The sequence below is a fragment of the Thermobacillus composti KWC4 genome, from assembly GCF_000227705.2.
GTDB classification, from domain to species: Bacteria; Bacillota; Bacilli; order Paenibacillales; family Paenibacillaceae; genus Thermobacillus; species Thermobacillus xylanilyticus.
Map to the genome: position 1 here is coordinate 3,206,160 of NC_019897.1, position 17,394 is coordinate 3,223,553.

Genomic DNA, 17,394 nt, shown 5'->3' on the forward strand with positions numbered 1-17,394 from the left:
GACGTTTCTACGAGCGCGGCGCGGAAGACTCGCGTACGACGAGCTCCGTAGCCAGCGTCTCGTGGAACACGGATTCCGTTCCCCGCCAGTCGGGCAGCCGGTCCAGCAGCCGCTCCGCGGCGGTCCGTCCCATCGCGCCGAACGGCACGCGGACGGAAGTCAGGGGCGGGTCCACCATGGCGGCCGCGTCCGAGTCGTCGCAGCCGACGATTGCGAGATCGTCCGGCACCCGGACGCCGCGTTCGCGCAGCGCCTGCATCAGCCCGATCGCCATCCGGTCGTTCGCGACGAATATCGCGTCCAGATCGCGCAGCCGGGCGTACACGTCCTCCGCCGCGCGGCGGCCGCTTGTGCGGCTGTAATTGCCGGCGAACATCCGCTTCGGGTCCGGCGCAAGGCCCGCCTCCCGCAGAGCCCGCATATAGCCGGCCTCCCGCTCCCTGCTTGGTGAATACCACGGCGAACCGTTGAGAAAACCGATTTTTCTGTAACCGCTCTCAATCAAATGCTGCACCGCGCGCCGGCTGCCTTCCTCGTGCGCCGCGCAGACCGAGCTTGCCCGGCCGTCGCCGGAACGATGGTCGATCATGCAGAACGGCAGCCCCTCGTCCGCCATCGCCCGGATGCCCGCCTCTTCCTCCGGCAGGCTGCTCGCCCCGAGCACGATGCAGGCGTCGATCCTGACCGAGCCGAACAGCGGCACGTAGTCGAACGGCTCCTGCGGCCTGCGGTACAGGAGGAGCAGCCCCATGCCGCGCTCGCGCACCGCCTCGCCGATGCCGTCCAGCATTTCGGAGAAATAGTACGTGGAGAACAGCCGCACCTTCGGCACATGCGGCAGCACGACGCCGAGATTGCCGCTCCGGCCCCGCGCGAAACTGGCCGCCAGGGCGTGGATCTGATAGTTGAGCTTGCGGGCCGCTTCCAGCACCCGCTGCCGCGTCTCTTCCCGCACCGGGCCGACACCGTTCAGCACGCGCGAGACCGTCGCTTCCGAGACGCCTGCCAGTTCGGCCACTTCCCTGCGGGATGCCACGTTGCGCCTTCCCTCCCGAATGAAATCCTTCACACGCCTGTTGATGACGTAATGTACGCGCGTACATTTTCGCATGAAAAGAAGGGGAAGTCAATGCACGCGTCCCATTTTTTTTTGCGCGACCATGCACGCTTCCCCGTATCCGCCGCGCCCGCTCAGGACAGCCAGACCGTCTTCTCCGCGGCCGGCCTGCGCTTGCCCGCGGGGAGCGGCGCTGCCGGCTTGCCCAGGTAGATGAGGCCGACGAGCTCCTCAGCTTCCGCGAGGCCGAGCGCCTGCTTCATGAGCGGATGGTACATCGGCTCGCCGGTCCGCCAGATCGCGGCCAGCCCGAGCGCATGCGCCGCCAGCAGCAGATTCTGCACGGCCGCATGCGTCGCCGCGAATTCCTCGGCGCGCACGACCTTCGGCGCATCGGACGGCAGCGCCGACACCGCGATGACGACCGGCGCGCGGTACGCCTTCGCCTCCGCCTTGGCGCGGACCGTCTCCCGCTCCTCCTCCGAAGCGCCGAGCACGGCGATATCGCCGTAAGCCTTCGCCAGCACGCCGCGTCCTTCGCCCGTCATGACGCGGAACCGCCACGGTTCCGTGCCGTGATGGCTCGGCGCCCAGTTGGCCGCCTCGAGAATCGCCTCGATCGTCTCGCGCGCTACCTTCTCCTGGCTGACACGACCGAACGACCGGCGCGTGCGGATCGCTTCCAGAACGTCCATATGTACGCTCCTCTCTCCCGGTTTCCAGTCAGCCGAACACTTCCGCGATATAGATCATCGCGAGCAGCCCGGCGATAAAACTGTAGGTCGAAGGCCGCTCGAACCCGTGACCGTGGCTTTCGGGAATGAGTTCCTTGTACGCGATGAACAGCATGGCCCCTGCCGCGAACGCCAGCCCCGGACCGATCAGCCCGTCGATCCGGCTGGCCGCCCCGTAGCCGACCACCGCAGACACCATCTCCATGAGGCCGGTCGCCGTCACGATAAGCAGCGATTTCAGCTTGGGCGTTCGCGCGTTCAGCAGAAACACGGCCAGAATGAGTCCCTCCGGCATGTTCTGCGCTCCGATGGCGATCGCGACCATCGGGCCGACCCTTCGTTTCCGCTCGCGTAGCTGAACCCCGTGCTGAGGCCTTCCGGAATATTGTGGATGAAAAGCGCGATCATGACGAGCAACGCCTTGTTGTCGAGCGAGCGGATGCCGTTTTTGTTCTCGACGTCGATATGGGGAATGTTCCGCTCGATCACATCCAGCACCAGCACGCCGAGCACGAGTCCGACGGTCATCGTCCAGAAGCCGGCTTCGGCGATCGCCTGGGGAAGCAGGCCGAACGTCGAAGCGGACACCATGATGCCGGCCGTGAACGCGACGAGAATGTCTTTCCACCGCTCGGACATCTTCCGGATCAAGAGCACCGGAAGCCCGCCCAGAACCGTCGCCATGGCCGATACGAAACTGCCGAGCAAAGCGTCCTCCAAGACCGCCAGCACCTCCCGCTTTCCTGTGCGCTAGTTCCGAGTATAGCACGAGCGCGGTCGGCGGCAAGCCCTTTTGTCGGGCCGGCGGAAGGATCGTCATTCGGCCGGGGCCGTCGCGTCTTCCATTTTCCCCGCAGTCCCGGCTTCTCCGCTTCCCGGCGGCACGATCCGAACCTTCGCGATCCGCTTGTGGACCGGCCCTTCCGCGCGGAAGATGTACCCTTCCCAGACGATCTCCGCCTCGTCGCCCGCCTCCGGGAACCGTCCGAGCTGCCCGATGACGAAGCCGCTTACCGTGTCGTACCGGTCCGTCGGCAGCCCGATGTCCAGCATTCGCTCGATCTCGTCGAGGTCGACGATGCCGCTCACGAGCAGCGACCCGTCGTCCATTCTCACAATATCGCGAACATCTTCGTCATATTCGTCAAAAATGTTGCCCACGATCTCCTCGAGCAGATCCTCGATCGTGACAATGCCCGCCGTTCCCCCGTATTCGTCGATGACGATCGCCATGTGGACCTTGTTCTTCTGGAAGTCCCGGAACACTTCGTCGATCGGGCGCTGCATCGGCACATGATACGGCTTGCGCAGCAGCTTCGTCAGATCGAACGCTTCTTCATCGCAGTCCATGACGTGCAAGGTCAGGTCCTTTACGTGCAGGATGCCGACGATGTTGTCCATATGCTCGCGGTAGACGGGATAGCGCGTATATTTCTCGCTTTCGATCGTCGCGACGATGTCCTTCAGCGTCGCCTCAAGCGGAATGCCGACGACGTCGATGCGGTGGGTCATGATCTCCCCGACGGTCTTGTTGTCGAAGTCGAAAATGTTGTTGATCATCATTTTCTCCGTCTTGTCGATCGCGCCCCGCTCCTCGCCGACATCGACCATCATCCGGATCTCTTCTTCCGTCACTTCTTCGTCGTCCGCGTTCGGATCGACGCCGAACAGGCGCACGATCAGGTTCGTCGAACCGGTGAGCAGCCGTACGACGGGAGAGGTGACCGCCGACAGGAAGACGAGCGGACGGACGGCGAGCATCGCGATCGGCTCCGCTTTCTTCATCGCGAGCCGCTTCGGCACCAGTTCCCCGAACACGAGCGTGAAATAGGAGAGCACCAGCGTGATGACAACGAGCGCGATCGTATGCAGCAATTTCTGCGGCACCGGCACGCCCTGCTTCGCGGCGAACGCCGCCAGATCGCCCGCGAAGCTCTCGGCCGCGAACGCGCTCGCGAGAAATCCGGCCAGCGTGATCCCGATCTGAATGGTCGCGAGGAACCGGCTCGGTTCGCGCAGCAATCCCTCGAGCAGTTTCGCTTTCTTGTGTCCGTCCTCCGCCATCGCGCGAATCCGGTTGTCATTCAGCGAGATGAGCGCGATCTCGGAAGCGGCGAAAAAGGCGTTCAGCAGGATGAGCACGATGAGGACAATGAATGCCATGCGTTCACTTCCCCGTCCTGTTCTGGTTCATGCGTAGTATAAGGTATGCGGCTTCGAAATATGTCCGCGCGGCCTTCTCCGCGCCAACAGAAAAACCGCGCCCGGCGGCAGCGGTTTTCACATCTGCTGCATTTCCCTTTCCAGCCGGTCGATGGCCGGTCGGAGCGGCTCGGGCGCGAGGGCGCGCACATGGCCCAGCATGGCGCGCAGAATGACGCGGTTCGGCAACAGTTTCGCCGTCTCGGCCTCCAGCACGCCCACCGCTTCCTCCAGCTCGCCCGTATCCGCGCCGTCCGTCCGGAGGGCTTCCAACTGTTCCCGCAGTTCCCGGATCGCGGTCTGCCGCAACGCCGGTCCGCAGCCGCCGGCCAAACTCCGGACCAGCGCTTCGAGCTCATCGCCCGCGACGAGCGGACGCTCGCCGCTGCCGGACAGCCCGGCGGCGATGTCGTCCATCCGGGCGACAAGATACCGCGCCAGCCGCTGCGGTTCGAGCGGCTTGCCGCCGAGCAGGAAGTAGCCGATGAACTCGCCGATCGCGCCCTGCATCAGCAGCGCGATGTCGCAGGCATACGGCCCGCACGCTTCGCCGTAGACACTGCGGATCGAACGCTGCAGCCAATCCGCCGTCTCCGCCCGGATCCGGAGGACGAATCCGGGCAGCGCTTCGTGGATTTCAGTTGCGTGATCATGCCAGAGCCGGCGAATCCATTCGGCGTTCTCCGAGCCCACGGCGAGCTGCGCCTCGAGCTGGCGGATGAACCGCTCGCGCGGCGTCAGGCCGTCATCCGACTCCAGCTCCGCCATACGCCGCCGGACGCGGTCGTAGACGTCGGAGACGGCGGCCAGCGCGAGCTCGTCCTTCGATTTGAAATGGAGGTAGATCGAACCTTTCGCCACCCCGGCTTCCTCGGCGATTTCCTGGATCGACGCCGCGCGGTAGCCTTTGCGCGCGAACACGCGCAGGGCGGCGGACACGATCATCCGTTTCTTGTCCGACAATCAGATCCGCTCCTCGGCCTGCTTGCGGCGGAAGCGCATCAGCACTTCGTAGATCGCCGGCACGATGAACAGCGTCAGCAGCGTCGAACTGGTCAGGCCGCCGATGACCGTCACCGCCAGTCCCTTCGAAATGATGCCCGCGCCTTCGAGGCTGAACAGCATCGGCAGCAGGGCGCCGACCGTCGCGAGGGCGGTCATCAGAATCGGGCGCAGACGGGTGCCGGCCGCCTCGATCAGCGCTTCCCGCGTCGCGAGGCCGTCCCGTTCCTTGTGAATGACGCGGTCGATCAGGACGATTGCGTTCGTGACGACGATGCCGATCAGCATGAGCAGCCCCATCATCGCCGAGACGTTCAGCGTTTCGCCGGCCAGCAGCAGCGCGATGAACGCGCCGATCGCCGTGAACGGCAGCGAGAACAGGATCGCGAACGGCGCCAGTCCGCCGCCGAACGTGATGACGAGCACGAGGTAGACGATCGCGACCGCGGCGGCCATCGCCAGGCCGAGCTGGGTGAACGTCTCGTTCATCTGCTCGACGACGCCGCCGAACTCGACATCCACCGATGACGGCAGCTCAAGATCGTTGATCTTTTGCTTCAGTTCGGAAGAAGCCTTGCCGACGTCGGCGGTCGTCACTTCGGCCGTGATGTTCGTATACAGCCGGCCGTCCATCAGGTTGATCGCGTTCGGCGATTCTCCGCTTTCGACCTTCACGACATCCCGGATCGGCACTTCGAAGCCGAGCGGCGAGGTGAGCGTCACGCCGGTCATATCGTCGATCGTGTCGTACTGCTTCGCCTCCGACTGCACGTACACGTTGTACACTTCGCCGTCTTCCTGGATCGTCGTCAGGACGGGCCGCTCCCGCACCGGAGCGAGCGCGAGCATGATGTTGCCGGTCGTCAGCCCGTACCGGCTGAGCTGCGCCTGATCCGCGAGCAGCGTGTACTTATCATAGGTTTCTTCCAGTCCCGTCTCGATGTCCTTGAAGTTCGAATCCTCTTCCATGACCGTCTTGATTTTTTCGGCCGCGTCCTTGATTTCTTCGTAGCTGTCGCCGTAGACGGTCAGGCTGAAGCTGCCCGTGCCCATGACGCTGGACATGTCGAGCATTCCCCACTCGCCTTCGCCCGGGGCTTTCGCCTGCACGTCGGCGAGCACCTGCTCCTTCACTTCTTCAAAGTTCTTGATGTCGCTCTGGAACAGCACATAGAACAGTGCGGAGCGGTCAGAGCCGAAGCCCATCATGCTGCCGCCCTGATTGCCGACCGCAAACTGCATGTCCGTCACGTCGGCGCGGTTCAGCAGATAACCCTCCGCTTTCGTCGCCAGGTCGACCACTTCGTCCTGGAGTTCACCCGGCGCAGGCGAATAGGTGATCATCGCGTATTTCTGCTCTTCTTCCGGCAGGAAGCTCGTGCCGATGAATTGGCTCAGGCCGACGCTCGCGGCGAGCAGCAGCACCGCGACCGCGAACGTCACGATCTTGTGGCTGAGCGCCCAGCGCAGCCCCTTCTGGTACGCTTTCGCCAGCGCGCCGGGGCCTTCGGAATGCTTGCCCTTGGACAGGCCGCGCTTGAACAGCGTATGCGCCAGCATCGGCACGACCGTGATCGCGACGAGCAGGGACGCGAGGAGCGAGAACACCATCGTCAGCGCGAACGGCATGAACAGTTCGCCCACCATGCCGCTGACGAGGCCGAGCGGCACGAAGACCGCGATCGTCACGATCGTCGACGACATGATCGGAATGAACATTTCCTTCGTCGCCGCGAGGATGAGCGCCTTGCCTTTCAGCTGCTCGCCGGTCAGCGACATGCGCCGGTAAATGTTCTCGATGACGACGATCGAGTCGTCCACGACCCGGCCGATCGCGACGGTCATCGCGCCCAGCGTCATCATGTTGAGCGTGATGTCGTTCACCTTCAGCAGCAGGATGCCGATCAGGATCGACAACGGGATCGAGACAACCGCGATCAGCGTCGAGCGGATGTTGCGCAGGAACATCAGAATGATGATGACCGCGAAGATCGCGCCGAACAGCGCCTTCTCGAGCATCGTCGCGACCGATTGCTCGATCGGTTCGCCCTGGTCGAGCATCGTGATGATGTTCAGACCTTCGGTGTCTTCTTGGAAGGCGTCGAGCTCGGCCTTGACCTTGTTCACGACTTCGACCGTGTTCGCCTCCGGCGCCTTGATGATCTGCACGGCGACGGACTCCCGGCCGTTCGTGCGCGAGATCGACTCCGCCTTGCCGACGAGCTCGATGTCCGCGATCTCGGAGAGCGGAACCGTGGGCAAGCCGCTGTTCATCAGCGCGGCGAGCAGATCGGCGTCGCCCGCGCCGGCTTCCATGCCTGCGGCACCGTCCATGCCTGTTGCTGCATCCATGCCAGCGGCACCGCCCATGCCGGCCGCGGGGTTCATGCCCGCAGCGTCACCCATGCCGCCAGCGCCGCCCATGCCGGCACCCGCTCCTTCACCGCCGGACGGGATGAGCGGAATGGCCAGATTGCGCAGATCTTCCAGCGAACGCACGCCGCCGTCCACGACGATGTTTTTCTGCGTGTTCTCCATCTCGAACAAGCCGAGCGGCGCCTTGAGCACCGAACCCTGGATGATGCCCTGGACCATGTCCTTGCTCAGGCCGTACTCCGCCAGCTTGTCCTCTTTCCAGGTCAGAACGACTTCGCGAACGTACTGGCCCGAGATTTGAACTTCCGATACCCCGTCGAGACCTTCCAGGGACGGCCGCAGCCCCTCTTCGATGAGCGCGGTCAACGCTTCGAGTGACTGCGTATCGCTGCTGACGCTGACGACCAGCACCGGGAGGGCGTTAAATGTAATCCGGGACAGCGTCGGTTCCGAAACGCCCTCCGGCAGCCGGACGCTGTCCACCGCCTCCCGCGCTTCCTCGAGCGCTTCCTTCATATCCTTCTCATAATCGTACTGAATGAACAGCGACGAGACGTTCTCCATTGACATGGATTGCACCGTGTCGACGCCGTTCAAGTTGCGGAGCCGCTGCTCCAGCGGACGCGTCACCTGCTCCACCACTTCGTCCGGCGCCGCGCCCGGGTAGACCGTCGTAATCGAGATCACCGGAACGTTGATATCCGGGATCGTCTCCTGCTTCATCGTGAGTCCGGCGTACAGACCGGCCGCCACGACGATGAAGGTCATGATCCACAACGCAAACTTGTTGTTCAGCGAAAATCGGATGATGCCGTTCAACAAACTCCACCCCTTTATCCGTTGTACTGACCGATTGTTCATAACGGTTGTATTCTATACTAGCAAGGCATTGAATATCAAATGAACACCTCCGTTGACCGGACGGTCATACCCCTTACGCACATCGGGCACAGCCTTTGCAGGCCCACCATTAACATACGGCCGAGCCTGCGCCCGGGAGCCAAAAAATTGCACGAACCGCGCCCGATGCCCGTCCGCAGCGGCGTTTCGGATCAGGGCACCGGACCGCCAGCAAAGCAGGGAAGCGTTATTTCGGTGTTTGTGGCAAATTTTTGAACTTTATAGAAACGCAGCAGTCTTATTTGCTTCGCAATGACCAGATTCACCCCATATCGAAGCAAACAACGTGTCTGGATGCGTTGCATTTGGTGAAGGTTTCTCAAATTCGGGGCACTGTCCGCTGCAAGGCTCGACCGACCGCGCCCCGCCACAGCGGCACCGCGTGCCGTTAACGGGCCTGTTGCCGGCCTCGGGGCAAGCATTAACGGCACATAATGCCGTTATTCCACGCCGAATGGCCGAGTTGCCGGCCTCTCACGCGCATTTAACGGCACCGCGTGCCGTTAACGGGCCTGTTGCCGGTCTCGGGGGAAGCATTAACGGCACATAATGCCGTTATTCCACACCGAATGGCCGAGTTGCCGGCCTCTCACGCGCATTTACGGCACCGCGTGCCGTTAACGGGCCTGTTGCCGGCCTCGGGGCAAGCATTAACGGCACATAATGCCGTTATTCCACGCCGAATGGCCGAGTTGCCGGCCTCTCACGCGCATTTAACGGCACCGCGTGCCGTTAACGGGCCTGTTGCCGGCCTCGGGGGAAGCATTAACGGCACATAATGCCGTTATTGCCAACCGCCGGTCTGCCTGGGCCACTTCCAATCCTCCTCGCACGCGGGCAGCCGCTTCCCCGCCTGCAAGCCGCCGCTTCCCCGCCCCGCTGGCAACACCCCGCGAGCCTCCGCTCCTGCGAGACTCCAACACTCCCGGCTTTCAACACCCCGCGGGCATCTCATCCAACACCTCGCGAGCCTCTGCCTCCGTATTACATCCAGCACCCCACGAACCTCCGCCCCGCATACATCCGCCCTCGCGTCCCGCCTCCGATGCTCCTCCTCGCCCGTTCTTCCTTTTGATTTTAGAAACATTTTTGTATAAAATGTTCCTGTGGCATCAAGCTGTATTCGCATTGATTTCATGGGCGAAGGAGTGGGTGGAGATGTTTGACATCGCCATTATCGGCGCCGGACCGGCGGGCGCAAGCGCCGCGCTGTTCACGGCCAAAGCGGGCAAGAAGACGCTGCTGCTCGACAATGACAAGAGCATCACGAAGCGGGCCTGGATCGAGAACCATTACGGCGTTCCGGAGATTACGGGTCCCGATCTGGTCGAGACCGGCAAGAAGCAGGCGGCGAAATTCGGCGCGGAAGTGAAGCAGGCGACGGTCACGAACATCGTGAAGGACGGAGACAAGTTCCGCATTGAGACGGAAGGCGGCGAGTCTTTCGAAGCCGGACAAGTCATCATCGCAACCGGCCTGCTGACGGACCTCGCCGAGAAGATCGGCCTGAAGCTGAAAGACGGCACCGAGCCGCGCATCAAGACGGTCATTGACGTCGACGCGGACGGCCGGACGAACATCGACGGCATCTGGGCGGCCGGCACGGTGGCGGGCGTCAGCGTCCACACGATCATCACCGCCGGCGACGGCGCGAAAGTCGCGATCAACGTCATCAGCAAGCTGAACGGCGAACGGTACGTCGACCACGACGTGCTGAAATCCTGAGCCATCAGAAAACGGCAGCCTGAACCGACGCACGAGACAACACGGCGTCAGTTCGGCTGCCGTTTCTCATTGATGCGGCATAACGAACAGTCCTTCTTCGGGGTCCCAGTCCGCGTACAGGACGCCCTCATACGAAGTGATGCCCCGATCTGCCAACTGCTGCTTCAGCCACGGTTCGGACAAGGACGCCTTCCCCAGGTTGTCCGACTGCAGCCGGCCGTCGAGGATCAGCGTAATCGGCACCCGTCCGCCCACGCCGTGCAGGCCGAGATCCGCGCGCGTCGGCGGTCCGTACGGCCGCTTCGGCAGCACGCTGATCATGCCGTTCGTCTCGAGGACGGCGTACTCGATCTCGCGCAGCGAGAAATACCCCTGCTGCCGCAGCATGCTGAGCAGCTGGTCGAGATCCAGCATGTTGCGGCGCATGACGTCGTATTGCAGATGCCCGCGCCGGATGACGATGGACGGCTCGCCTTCGAACAGCGTGCGCATCTTTTTCGACTTCAAGGTCAACCGCCCGATGGCGTAAATGATCAGCCCCCAGATCAGGATGCCGTACACAATCTGCGCCGCCGTCACATCCGGCTGGTAGACCGCGTTGCCGACCAGATCTCCGAGCACCAGTATGGCGACGAATTCGAACGGCGTCAGCTTGGAAAAATGCGCCTTGCCGAGCACCTGATTGAAAACAAACAGTCCTGCGAACCCGAACAGCAGATCCACAGTGATATGCAAATAATGGCTCACGGCAACCCCCCCGCGCTTTCCGCTGCGGTCATCGCCGTTAGTATTCCCTTAATTTCCTTGATCCGATCCAGCCAAAATCTTCGCTCTCGGCGCGGTCAGCAGCACGGCCGCAACGCAGGCGAGCATGACGCAGCCCGTCACGATGAACTGTCCCGCAACCGGCAGCGGCACGAGTCCGATGCCGGACGAACCGGCCACCGTGCCCGCCGAGAACAGCGCGTAGAACCAGCCGTAGGCTTGTCCGCGGTTCGTTTCCGTCGTGCCGTGGATGAGCAGCGTGTTCATCGCCGGGAACAGCAGCGCGAACCCGAGGCCGTACAAGGTCATCACCGCGACAAGAACGGCCATGCTTGTGCTGTGCCCGAACAGGAGCTGGCTGACAGCCATCATGGCAAGGCCCGCCGTAAACCGCATGGCGGGCGGCAGCCGCCTGAAGCCCACGCGCGCCTGCACGATGAACACCGCGACGGCGATCAGCCCGAACATGCTGAGCAGCGTGCCGCTGATCCGCGAGTCAAAGCCGAGTGCCTGGACGTGCAGCGGCAGCAGATAAGCCAGCGCCCCCTGCGAGAACATGAGGAAAAAAGCCCCCGCGAAAGACTGCAGCAATTCCCGTCTCCAGACCAGCCTTCCTCCGGCCCGGCGCTCTTCCTTGCTCCGCGCGTCTTGCTTCCGGAGAAAAATCACCGTCAGCAGGAGCAGCCCCAGCCCGAGCACCGCGACCGTGGCGAACACGAACGGGACCGACGTCCGGCTCGCCATGATGCCGCTGTACGCGGGGCCGGCGATCGCCGCAATGCCGACGAACGTCCCCGACACCGCGCTCTGGCTGCCCTGCCGATCCTTCTCCGTCACGTTCGCGAGGAACGTGAAAGCCGCGGGAACGATCAGACCGCTCACGAATCCGTGAAGGAAGCGCACCGCCACCAGTGCCGCCGGGCTTGCCACGAGACTGTACAGGAGCAGCACGCCGGAGGTCAGGGCAAGCCCCGCGGTCACCACCGGGTACGCGCCGCGGCGGTCCGTCCAGATGCCGGAGGCGAGATTGCCGAACAGATTCGTCATCGAGTACATGCCGACGGCGAGCCCCGCGACGGCCGCGCCGGCGCCGAGCGACGACGCATAGGTGCTCATGACCGGCAATTGGGTGAAAAGATCGAGAAACGCGAAGAACACCACCGCATAGACGAGCCATTTGACCGGAATCGGCCGGATCTCGAACTGATGCCGGCGGCGCCTGATCGCGCGGTCCAGCACGAAATTGCCGAACGGCACGAACGCGGCCGCCAGGCACAGCAGCGACCACAGCACGTTCCATTGCAGGCACAATTGCGCATACAGAATCGCCAGGAGATAGAAGATGACGATGTAGCCGTGGATCGTGCCGACGATCGTGACCGCCATCGGCATGCCGGCCGCGTATTTCAGCGGCATCGCGATGCCGAGCAGCACGAGCAGCGACGTGCCGTCCGCCAGCCCGGCCGCGCGGACGACTTTGACGGGATGCAGCAGTTCTCTCAACGGTTTTCCTCTCCTCCGGTTGTTGGCGCCTTTCGCTCCTTCAATATTACCATGAAATTCGACAAAAAAGCCCGCCCCGGCCGGGGCAGGCAATGCAAGGCCAACGCTATTCGGCTGCGGCGTCCGCCGCGGCGAGCGACGCAATCGCCCGGAGCGCGGCCTCGATCTCGCGTTCCACCGCCTCCGCGACGATATTGCGGTGCGGGTCGTACGCTTCGTCGACGGTGTCCGCGTCGCCGTCCAGCGCGACGATCGCGCCGGCGCGCATGCCGCGCAGCGAAGCAATCACGTAGAGCGCGGCGATCTCCATCTCCACGGCGAGCACGCCCGCCTTCGCGTACGCGTCATGCGGCAGGTCGACGACGCCCGTGAAGAACGCGTCGAACGTCGCCGTGATCCCTTTGCCGACGGGGCCGCCGCCGAGCGCGACCGCCTCGCGGTACAGCGCCTCCGTCACGGCGCTGTCGGCGACCGCCGGAAATCCGGGCGGCACGAGCTGCTTCGTCAGCCCTTCTTCGCGCACCGCCGCGGTGCTGACGATCAGGCTGCCCGCCGGATACTCCGGCGTCAGCGACCCGGCCGTGCCGACGCGGATCACCGTCCGCACGCCGGCCCTCGCCAGTTCCTCGAAGCAGACGGCGGCGCCGGGCGAGCCGACGCCGTGGCTGACGACGGCAAGCCGGGCGCCGTTATACTTGCCGACGAACGTCCGGTATTCCCGGGCGAAGGCAAGCTCCCGCGCGTCCTCCAGTTTGCCCGCAATTTTCTCGGCGCGGAACGGGTCTCCGCAGACAAGCGCGTAAGCCGGAATGTCGGCCGGTTCTACGCGCAGAATCGGCAGTTTCATCTATACGGTACCTCCCAACGGTCATGGCGCGCTGTCCGCGGCCTCTGGATCATGCAGTCGTATTTGTCCGTCAGTCGTAATCCTTGTGCATCCATTCGTCTTCCGGCATCTCAAAAGACTCGTCCGAGAACCGCTGCTCCCGGAACGGATCGGCGTAATTGTGGAAGCCTCGCTGCTCCCAGTAGCCCGGCCGGTCCTCTTTCATGAACTCGATGCCCCGCACCCATTTGGCGCTCTTCCAGAAGTAGAGATGCGGCACGATCAGACGGAGCGGCCAGCCGTGCTTCGGAGTGAGCGGCTTGCCGTCGTAGCCCCAGGCGAGGAGCACGTCATCCCGCATCAGGTCTTCGAGGGGCACATTCGTCTCGTAGTCCTGATCGGCATGGATCATGACATGGCGCGCCTCCGGCCGGACGCGGATGCCCGCCGCCGCCAGAAAATCGCGGAACCGCACGCCTTCCCATGCGGTGTCGAATTTCGACCAGCGCGTGACGCAATGAATGTCGCAGACGACGGTCGCGCGCGGCATCGCCTTCAGATCGTCCAGGCTGAACGTCCGCTCCCCGTCCACCAGGCCGAACACGCGCAGCGACCATTCCGATCCGTCCCCGTAATCCGGCACGTCGCCTTCATGCAGGATGGGGAACCGGTCCGTCAGCGTCTGCCCCGGCGGCAGCCGGTGCGCGAGTTCCGGGCTGATCCGGGCTTTCGGCGCGGGAGCGCGTTTCAGCCGTTCCGCCTTGTCCATTTTTTCCATCCGATGCGCCTCCTCTTTTTCGAAATTCGAATGTTTGCCTAGCGTCCCTCGATCCGGCCGGACTGCTGCAGATAGGCGCGGTCCTTGAAGAAAAACATGGCGGCGAGCGTCACGATATACGGCACCATCATCGTGAACTGCGTCGGCAGCGAGAAGCCTTGCAGGCGGATGCTGATCGCTTCCATGAGCCCGAACAGCAGGCTCGACAGCGTGACGCCCAGCGGATTGTTCTGCCCGAGCATGACGGCGACGAGGGCGATGAAGCCGCGGCCGGCCGTCATGTTCTCGGTGAACTGCGTCACCTGCCCGAGCGACAGCTGCGCGCCGGCCAGTCCGCACAGCACGCCGCTGGCGAGCACCGCGGCGTACCGGATGCGGTCGATCTTGATCCCCAGGCTCCGCGCCGCCGCCGGATGTTCGCCCGCGGCCAGCATCCGGAATCCCCGCACCGTGCGGAAGAAGAAAAATTGCAGCGCGAACGCCAGCACGAAGGCGAGGTAGACGAGCGGCGAGTGGCCGGTCAGGATGCCGAGGAACGAGTCGCCGGAGATCTGCGGGATGTTCCATTTCGGCAGACCGGTCATATTCGGGTCATAGTATGACCCTTTGACATGGAAAATGGCGAACAAACAATACGTGGTCAGCCCCGTCGCCAGGAAGTTGAGCGCCACGCCGACGACGATCATGTTCGCGTTCAGGCTGATCGTCAGCCAGGCGAGGATCAGGGACATGAGCCCCGCGCAGACGGCGGCGAACAGGACGGCCAGCCACACATTGTGGAACAGATGATTGCCGACGATGGCCGTGAACGCGCCCGTCAGCATGAGTCCTTCGAGACCGACGTTGAAAATGCCCACGCGGGCGCAGATCGCGCCGCCGAGCGCGGCCAGCAGGATCGGGGCGATCATCCGCAGCATGGAGTTGAACAGCGAGAAATCAAACAGCTGGTCCATCGGAAGACCTCGCTTTCCTGCGTTTGAAGAACGCGTACGTGAACCGGGCGGAGATGAACAGAATGATCGCCGCCTGGATGACGCTGGCAATCTCGAGCGGCACCTCGGTGTTCCGCTCCACGCCCATGCCGCCCGTCTGCAGCGCCGCCAGCAGGATGGCCGCCGCCGCCGTCCCGAGCGGATGCGATCCGGCGAGCAATGCCGCCATGATGCCCGACCAGGCATAGCCGGGGGCGGTCAGCGCGTTGTCGATGTAGCGGTATTGCGTGCCGAGCACCTCGACGGCGCCGGCGAGTCCGGCGAAGCCGCCGCTGGCCAGCATGGCGGCCATCATCAGCCGGCCGCGGCGGACGCCGCCGTATATGGCGAACAGCGGATTGCTGCCGTGCATCCGGAGATGATAACCGGCGATCGTATGGCGGAGGAACAGGAACAGCACCACGGCCGCCGCCGCCGCGATGATGAAGCCCGCGTGCACGCTCATGCCCTTGAACAGCTTCGGCAGCCATACCGCCCTGTCCACCATGTTCGTCTGGTTGATCGCGGCGCTGCCCGACGTATCCTTCAGCGGGAAGCTGACGAAATAGCTGGCCAGATACACCGCGATATAGTTCAGCAGCAGCGTCGTAATGAGCAGGTTCATGCGGAACCGGAGATCGAGCCAGCCGGCAAACAGCGACCAGGCGCCGCCGGCAACGATGCCTGCGGCAAGCGCGGCGATCATGCGCATTTCCGGCGGTGCCGGCAGATAGAGCGCGGTGACCGCGGCAGCCAGGGCGCCGAGCAGCAGCTGGCCTTCGGCGCCGAGGTTGAAGAACCCGGCGCGGAAGGCGAGCGCCACGCCGAGGCCGATCAGCATGATCGGGGTTGCCCGCGCCAGCGTGTTCATCGCGTAGTAGAAGCTGCCGAAGGCGCCCTTCCACATCTCCGCGTACGTCTCGGCCACCGAGCCGCCGACGGCCAGAATCGCGACGGCTCCGGCGGCGAGGCCGAGCAGCAGGGCCGCAAGCGGATGAATCCATTCGCGCAGACTACGTGTGATGAGCTGCATGAGCCGCATCGGCCGTCACCCCCGCCATCAGCATGCTGATTCCCTCTTCCGTCGCTTCTTCGGCCGCAAGCTCGCCGGCGATCCGCCCTTCGAACAGGACGATGATCCGGTCGGAAAGCTTCAAAATTTCCGTCAGTTCGGAGGATACGAGCAGAATGCCGCTGCCTTCGTCACGCCGCTTCATCAACTCGCCGTGGATGATCTCCATGGCGCCGATGTCGACGCCGCGCGTCGGTTCGGCGGCGATGACCAGCGGCGAGCCGTGCGCCAGCTCGCGCGCCGCGATCAGTTTCTGCAGATTGCCGCCCGACAGCTGCCCCGCCTTCACATCCGGCGATCCCGCCTTGATCTTGAAACCGGCGATCCAGGACTCGGCCAGCTTGCGTATGCGGCCGCGCAGCAGGATGCCGGATCGACCGGCGCGCGCCGTATGGCCCATCGCCGCGTTGTCGGCGATGCACTCCTCCTTCGCGCACCCCCACTGATAGCGGTCTTCGGGAATATGGGCGAGCCCCTGCCGGCGGATTTCCCGGACATCGGCGCCGGAGATGTCGCGCCCGCACAGCTTGACCGCTCCGGCGTCAATGCGCCGCAGGCCGGCGATCGCCTGGATCAGTTCGGACTGGCCGTTGCCGGAAATGCCTGCCACACCGACAATTTCGCCCGCCCGGACACTGAACGACACGTTATCGACGAGCGGCTTCGTCTTGCCGCGGCCGGCGCGGATCGTGAGGCCTTCCACCTCGAGCACCGGTTCGCCCGGCTTGGCCGGCCGCTTGTCGAACGGGACGAGCTCGCGCCCGACCATCAGGCGGGACAGCTCCTCGACGTTCGTGTCGGCGGCGCGCACCGTCGCGGTGACGCGGCCGTCGCGCAGCACGGTGATGCGGTCGGCGGCATCCATCACTTCCTGCAGTTTGTGCGTGATCAGGATGAAGCTTTTGCCCTTGCGCGCCAGCTCGCGGATCGCCGCGAGCAGCTCCTTCACTTCCAGCGGCGTCAGCACGGCCGACGGCTCGTCCAGAATGATGATGTCCGCGCCCTGGTACAGCACCTTCAAAATTTCGACCCGCTGCTGGATTCCGACCGGACAATCGGCGACCCGGCGATGCGGATCGACGGGCATGCCGTATTCGGCGGACAGCCGGGCCACCTCTTCGGCCGCCTTCTTCCGGTCGAACAGCATGCCGGAGGCCGGTTCCCGGCCGATGACGATGTTCTCCGCCACGGTGAACGAGGGAAACAGCATGAAGTGCTGGTGCACCATCCTGATCCCCGCGCGGATCGCGTCCTCCGGCGAGCGGAACGACTGCTCCTGTCCGCGGAGCCGGATCGTGCCGGATGTCGGCGTCTCCTCGCCGTAGAGAATGCGCATCAGCGTCGTCTTGCCCGCGCCGTTCTCGCCGACCAGCGCATGCACTTCGCCGGCTTCGAGCGTAAAGTCAACGCCCGCGTTGGCCGTGACGTCGCCGTATATCTTGGTGATCTTCTCCATCTGCAGCAGCATGCCGCTTCCCCTTCC

13 protein-coding genes and 1 pseudogene are annotated in these 17,394 nt (G+C 64.0%); 1 reads left to right on the top strand and 13 read right to left on the bottom strand.

Annotated features, from left to right (window positions below):
- Positions 1 to 7: 7 nt before the first annotated feature.
- The 6 genes and pseudogenes from THECO_RS14890 to THECO_RS14915 form a co-directional block, all read right to left on the bottom strand.
- The gene (locus tag THECO_RS14890) at positions 8 to 1,036 is read right to left on the bottom strand and encodes a LacI family DNA-binding transcriptional regulator (protein WP_015255864.1); all 1,029 of its coding nucleotides are present in this window, start codon (positions 1,034 to 1,036) and stop codon (positions 8 to 10) included.
- Positions 1,037 to 1,191: 155 nt separating this feature from the next.
- Positions 1,192 to 1,752, bottom strand: a complete 561-nt coding sequence (locus THECO_RS14895; protein WP_015255865.1) for a nitroreductase family protein — start codon at positions 1,750 to 1,752, stop codon at positions 1,192 to 1,194.
- Between the two features lie 28 nt (positions 1,753 to 1,780).
- Positions 1,781 to 2,511 (bottom strand): annotated as a pseudogene (locus tag THECO_RS14900) (ZIP family metal transporter).
- 96 nt (positions 2,512 to 2,607) lie between these two features.
- Positions 2,608 to 3,954, bottom strand: coding sequence for a hemolysin family protein (locus tag THECO_RS14905; protein WP_015255867.1), 1,347 nt, complete (start codon positions 3,952 to 3,954; stop codon positions 2,608 to 2,610).
- A gap of 117 nt (positions 3,955 to 4,071) precedes the next feature.
- Positions 4,072 to 4,956 (bottom strand): TetR/AcrR family transcriptional regulator, encoded by an 885-nt coding sequence (locus THECO_RS14910; RefSeq protein ID WP_015255868.1) that lies wholly within the window; start codon positions 4,954 to 4,956, stop codon positions 4,072 to 4,074.
- Entirely contained in the window at positions 4,957 to 8,190 is a 3,234-nt protein-coding gene (locus THECO_RS14915; RefSeq protein ID WP_015255869.1) for an efflux RND transporter permease subunit, read from the bottom strand. It abuts the gene before it with no gap.
- 1,239 nt (positions 8,191 to 9,429) lie between these two features.
- Between THECO_RS14915 and THECO_RS14920 the strand changes: the two genes are divergently transcribed.
- Positions 9,430 to 9,996, top strand: coding sequence for an NAD(P)/FAD-dependent oxidoreductase (locus THECO_RS14920; RefSeq protein ID WP_015255870.1), 567 nt, complete (start codon positions 9,430 to 9,432; stop codon positions 9,994 to 9,996).
- Positions 9,997 to 10,062: 66 nt separating this feature from the next.
- On the opposite strand, the gene THECO_RS14925 is transcribed toward THECO_RS14920, so the two are convergent.
- From THECO_RS14925 to THECO_RS14955, 7 genes are all read right to left on the bottom strand, one after another.
- On the bottom strand, positions 10,063 to 10,743 hold the full coding sequence (locus THECO_RS14925; protein WP_015255871.1) for a DUF421 domain-containing protein: 681 nt from the start codon (positions 10,741 to 10,743) through the stop codon (positions 10,063 to 10,065).
- Between the two features lie 48 nt (positions 10,744 to 10,791).
- Entirely contained in the window at positions 10,792 to 12,264 is a 1,473-nt protein-coding gene (locus tag THECO_RS14930; protein WP_015255872.1) for an MFS transporter, read from the bottom strand.
- A 106-nt stretch (positions 12,265 to 12,370) separates the two neighbouring features.
- Entirely contained in the window at positions 12,371 to 13,111 is a 741-nt protein-coding gene (locus tag THECO_RS14935; RefSeq protein ID WP_015255873.1) for a nucleoside phosphorylase, read from the bottom strand.
- 70 nt (positions 13,112 to 13,181) lie between these two features.
- A complete protein-coding gene (locus THECO_RS14940) occupies positions 13,182 to 13,859 on the bottom strand; it encodes a sulfite oxidase-like oxidoreductase (RefSeq protein ID WP_408646081.1) in 678 nt (225 codons plus the stop codon).
- Positions 13,860 to 13,906: 47 nt separating this feature from the next.
- Positions 13,907 to 14,821, bottom strand: coding sequence for an ABC transporter permease (locus THECO_RS14945; RefSeq protein WP_015255875.1), 915 nt, complete (start codon positions 14,819 to 14,821; stop codon positions 13,907 to 13,909).
- Positions 14,805 to 15,872: an ABC transporter permease gene (locus THECO_RS14950; protein ID WP_041854535.1), complete on the bottom strand. Its 1,068-nt coding sequence runs from the start codon at positions 15,870 to 15,872 to the stop codon at positions 14,805 to 14,807. The genes THECO_RS14945 and THECO_RS14950 overlap by 17 nt, the downstream gene beginning before the upstream one ends.
- Positions 15,853 to 17,379 (bottom strand): ABC transporter ATP-binding protein, encoded by a 1,527-nt coding sequence (locus THECO_RS14955; RefSeq protein WP_015255877.1) that lies wholly within the window; start codon positions 17,377 to 17,379, stop codon positions 15,853 to 15,855. Before THECO_RS14955 ends, THECO_RS14950 begins: the two co-directional genes overlap by 20 nt.
- Positions 17,380 to 17,394 lie beyond the last annotated feature (15 nt).

Coding starts and splice junctions, on each gene's coding strand:
- THECO_RS14895 (WP_015255865.1), bottom strand. CDS start 1,752: ATGGACGTTCTGGAAGCGATCCGCACGCGCCGGTCGTTCGGTCGTGTC.
- THECO_RS14905 (WP_015255867.1), bottom strand. CDS start 3,954: ATGGCATTCATTGTCCTCATCGTGCTCATCCTGCTGAACGCCTTTTTC.
- THECO_RS14920 (WP_015255870.1), top strand. CDS start 9,430: ATGTTTGACATCGCCATTATCGGCGCCGGACCGGCGGGCGCAAGCGCC.
- THECO_RS14935 (WP_015255873.1), bottom strand. CDS start 13,111: ATGAAACTGCCGATTCTGCGCGTAGAACCGGCCGACATTCCGGCTTAC.
- THECO_RS14940 (WP_408646081.1), bottom strand. CDS start 13,859: ATGGACAAGGCGGAACGGCTGAAACGCGCTCCCGCGCCGAAAGCCCGG.
- THECO_RS14945 (WP_015255875.1), bottom strand. CDS start 14,821: ATGGACCAGCTGTTTGATTTCTCGCTGTTCAACTCCATGCTGCGGATG.
- THECO_RS14950 (WP_041854535.1), bottom strand. CDS start 15,872: ATGCAGCTCATCACACGTAGTCTGCGCGAATGGATTCATCCGCTTGCG.
- THECO_RS14955 (WP_015255877.1), bottom strand. CDS start 17,379: ATGCTGCTGCAGATGGAGAAGATCACCAAGATATACGGCGACGTCACG.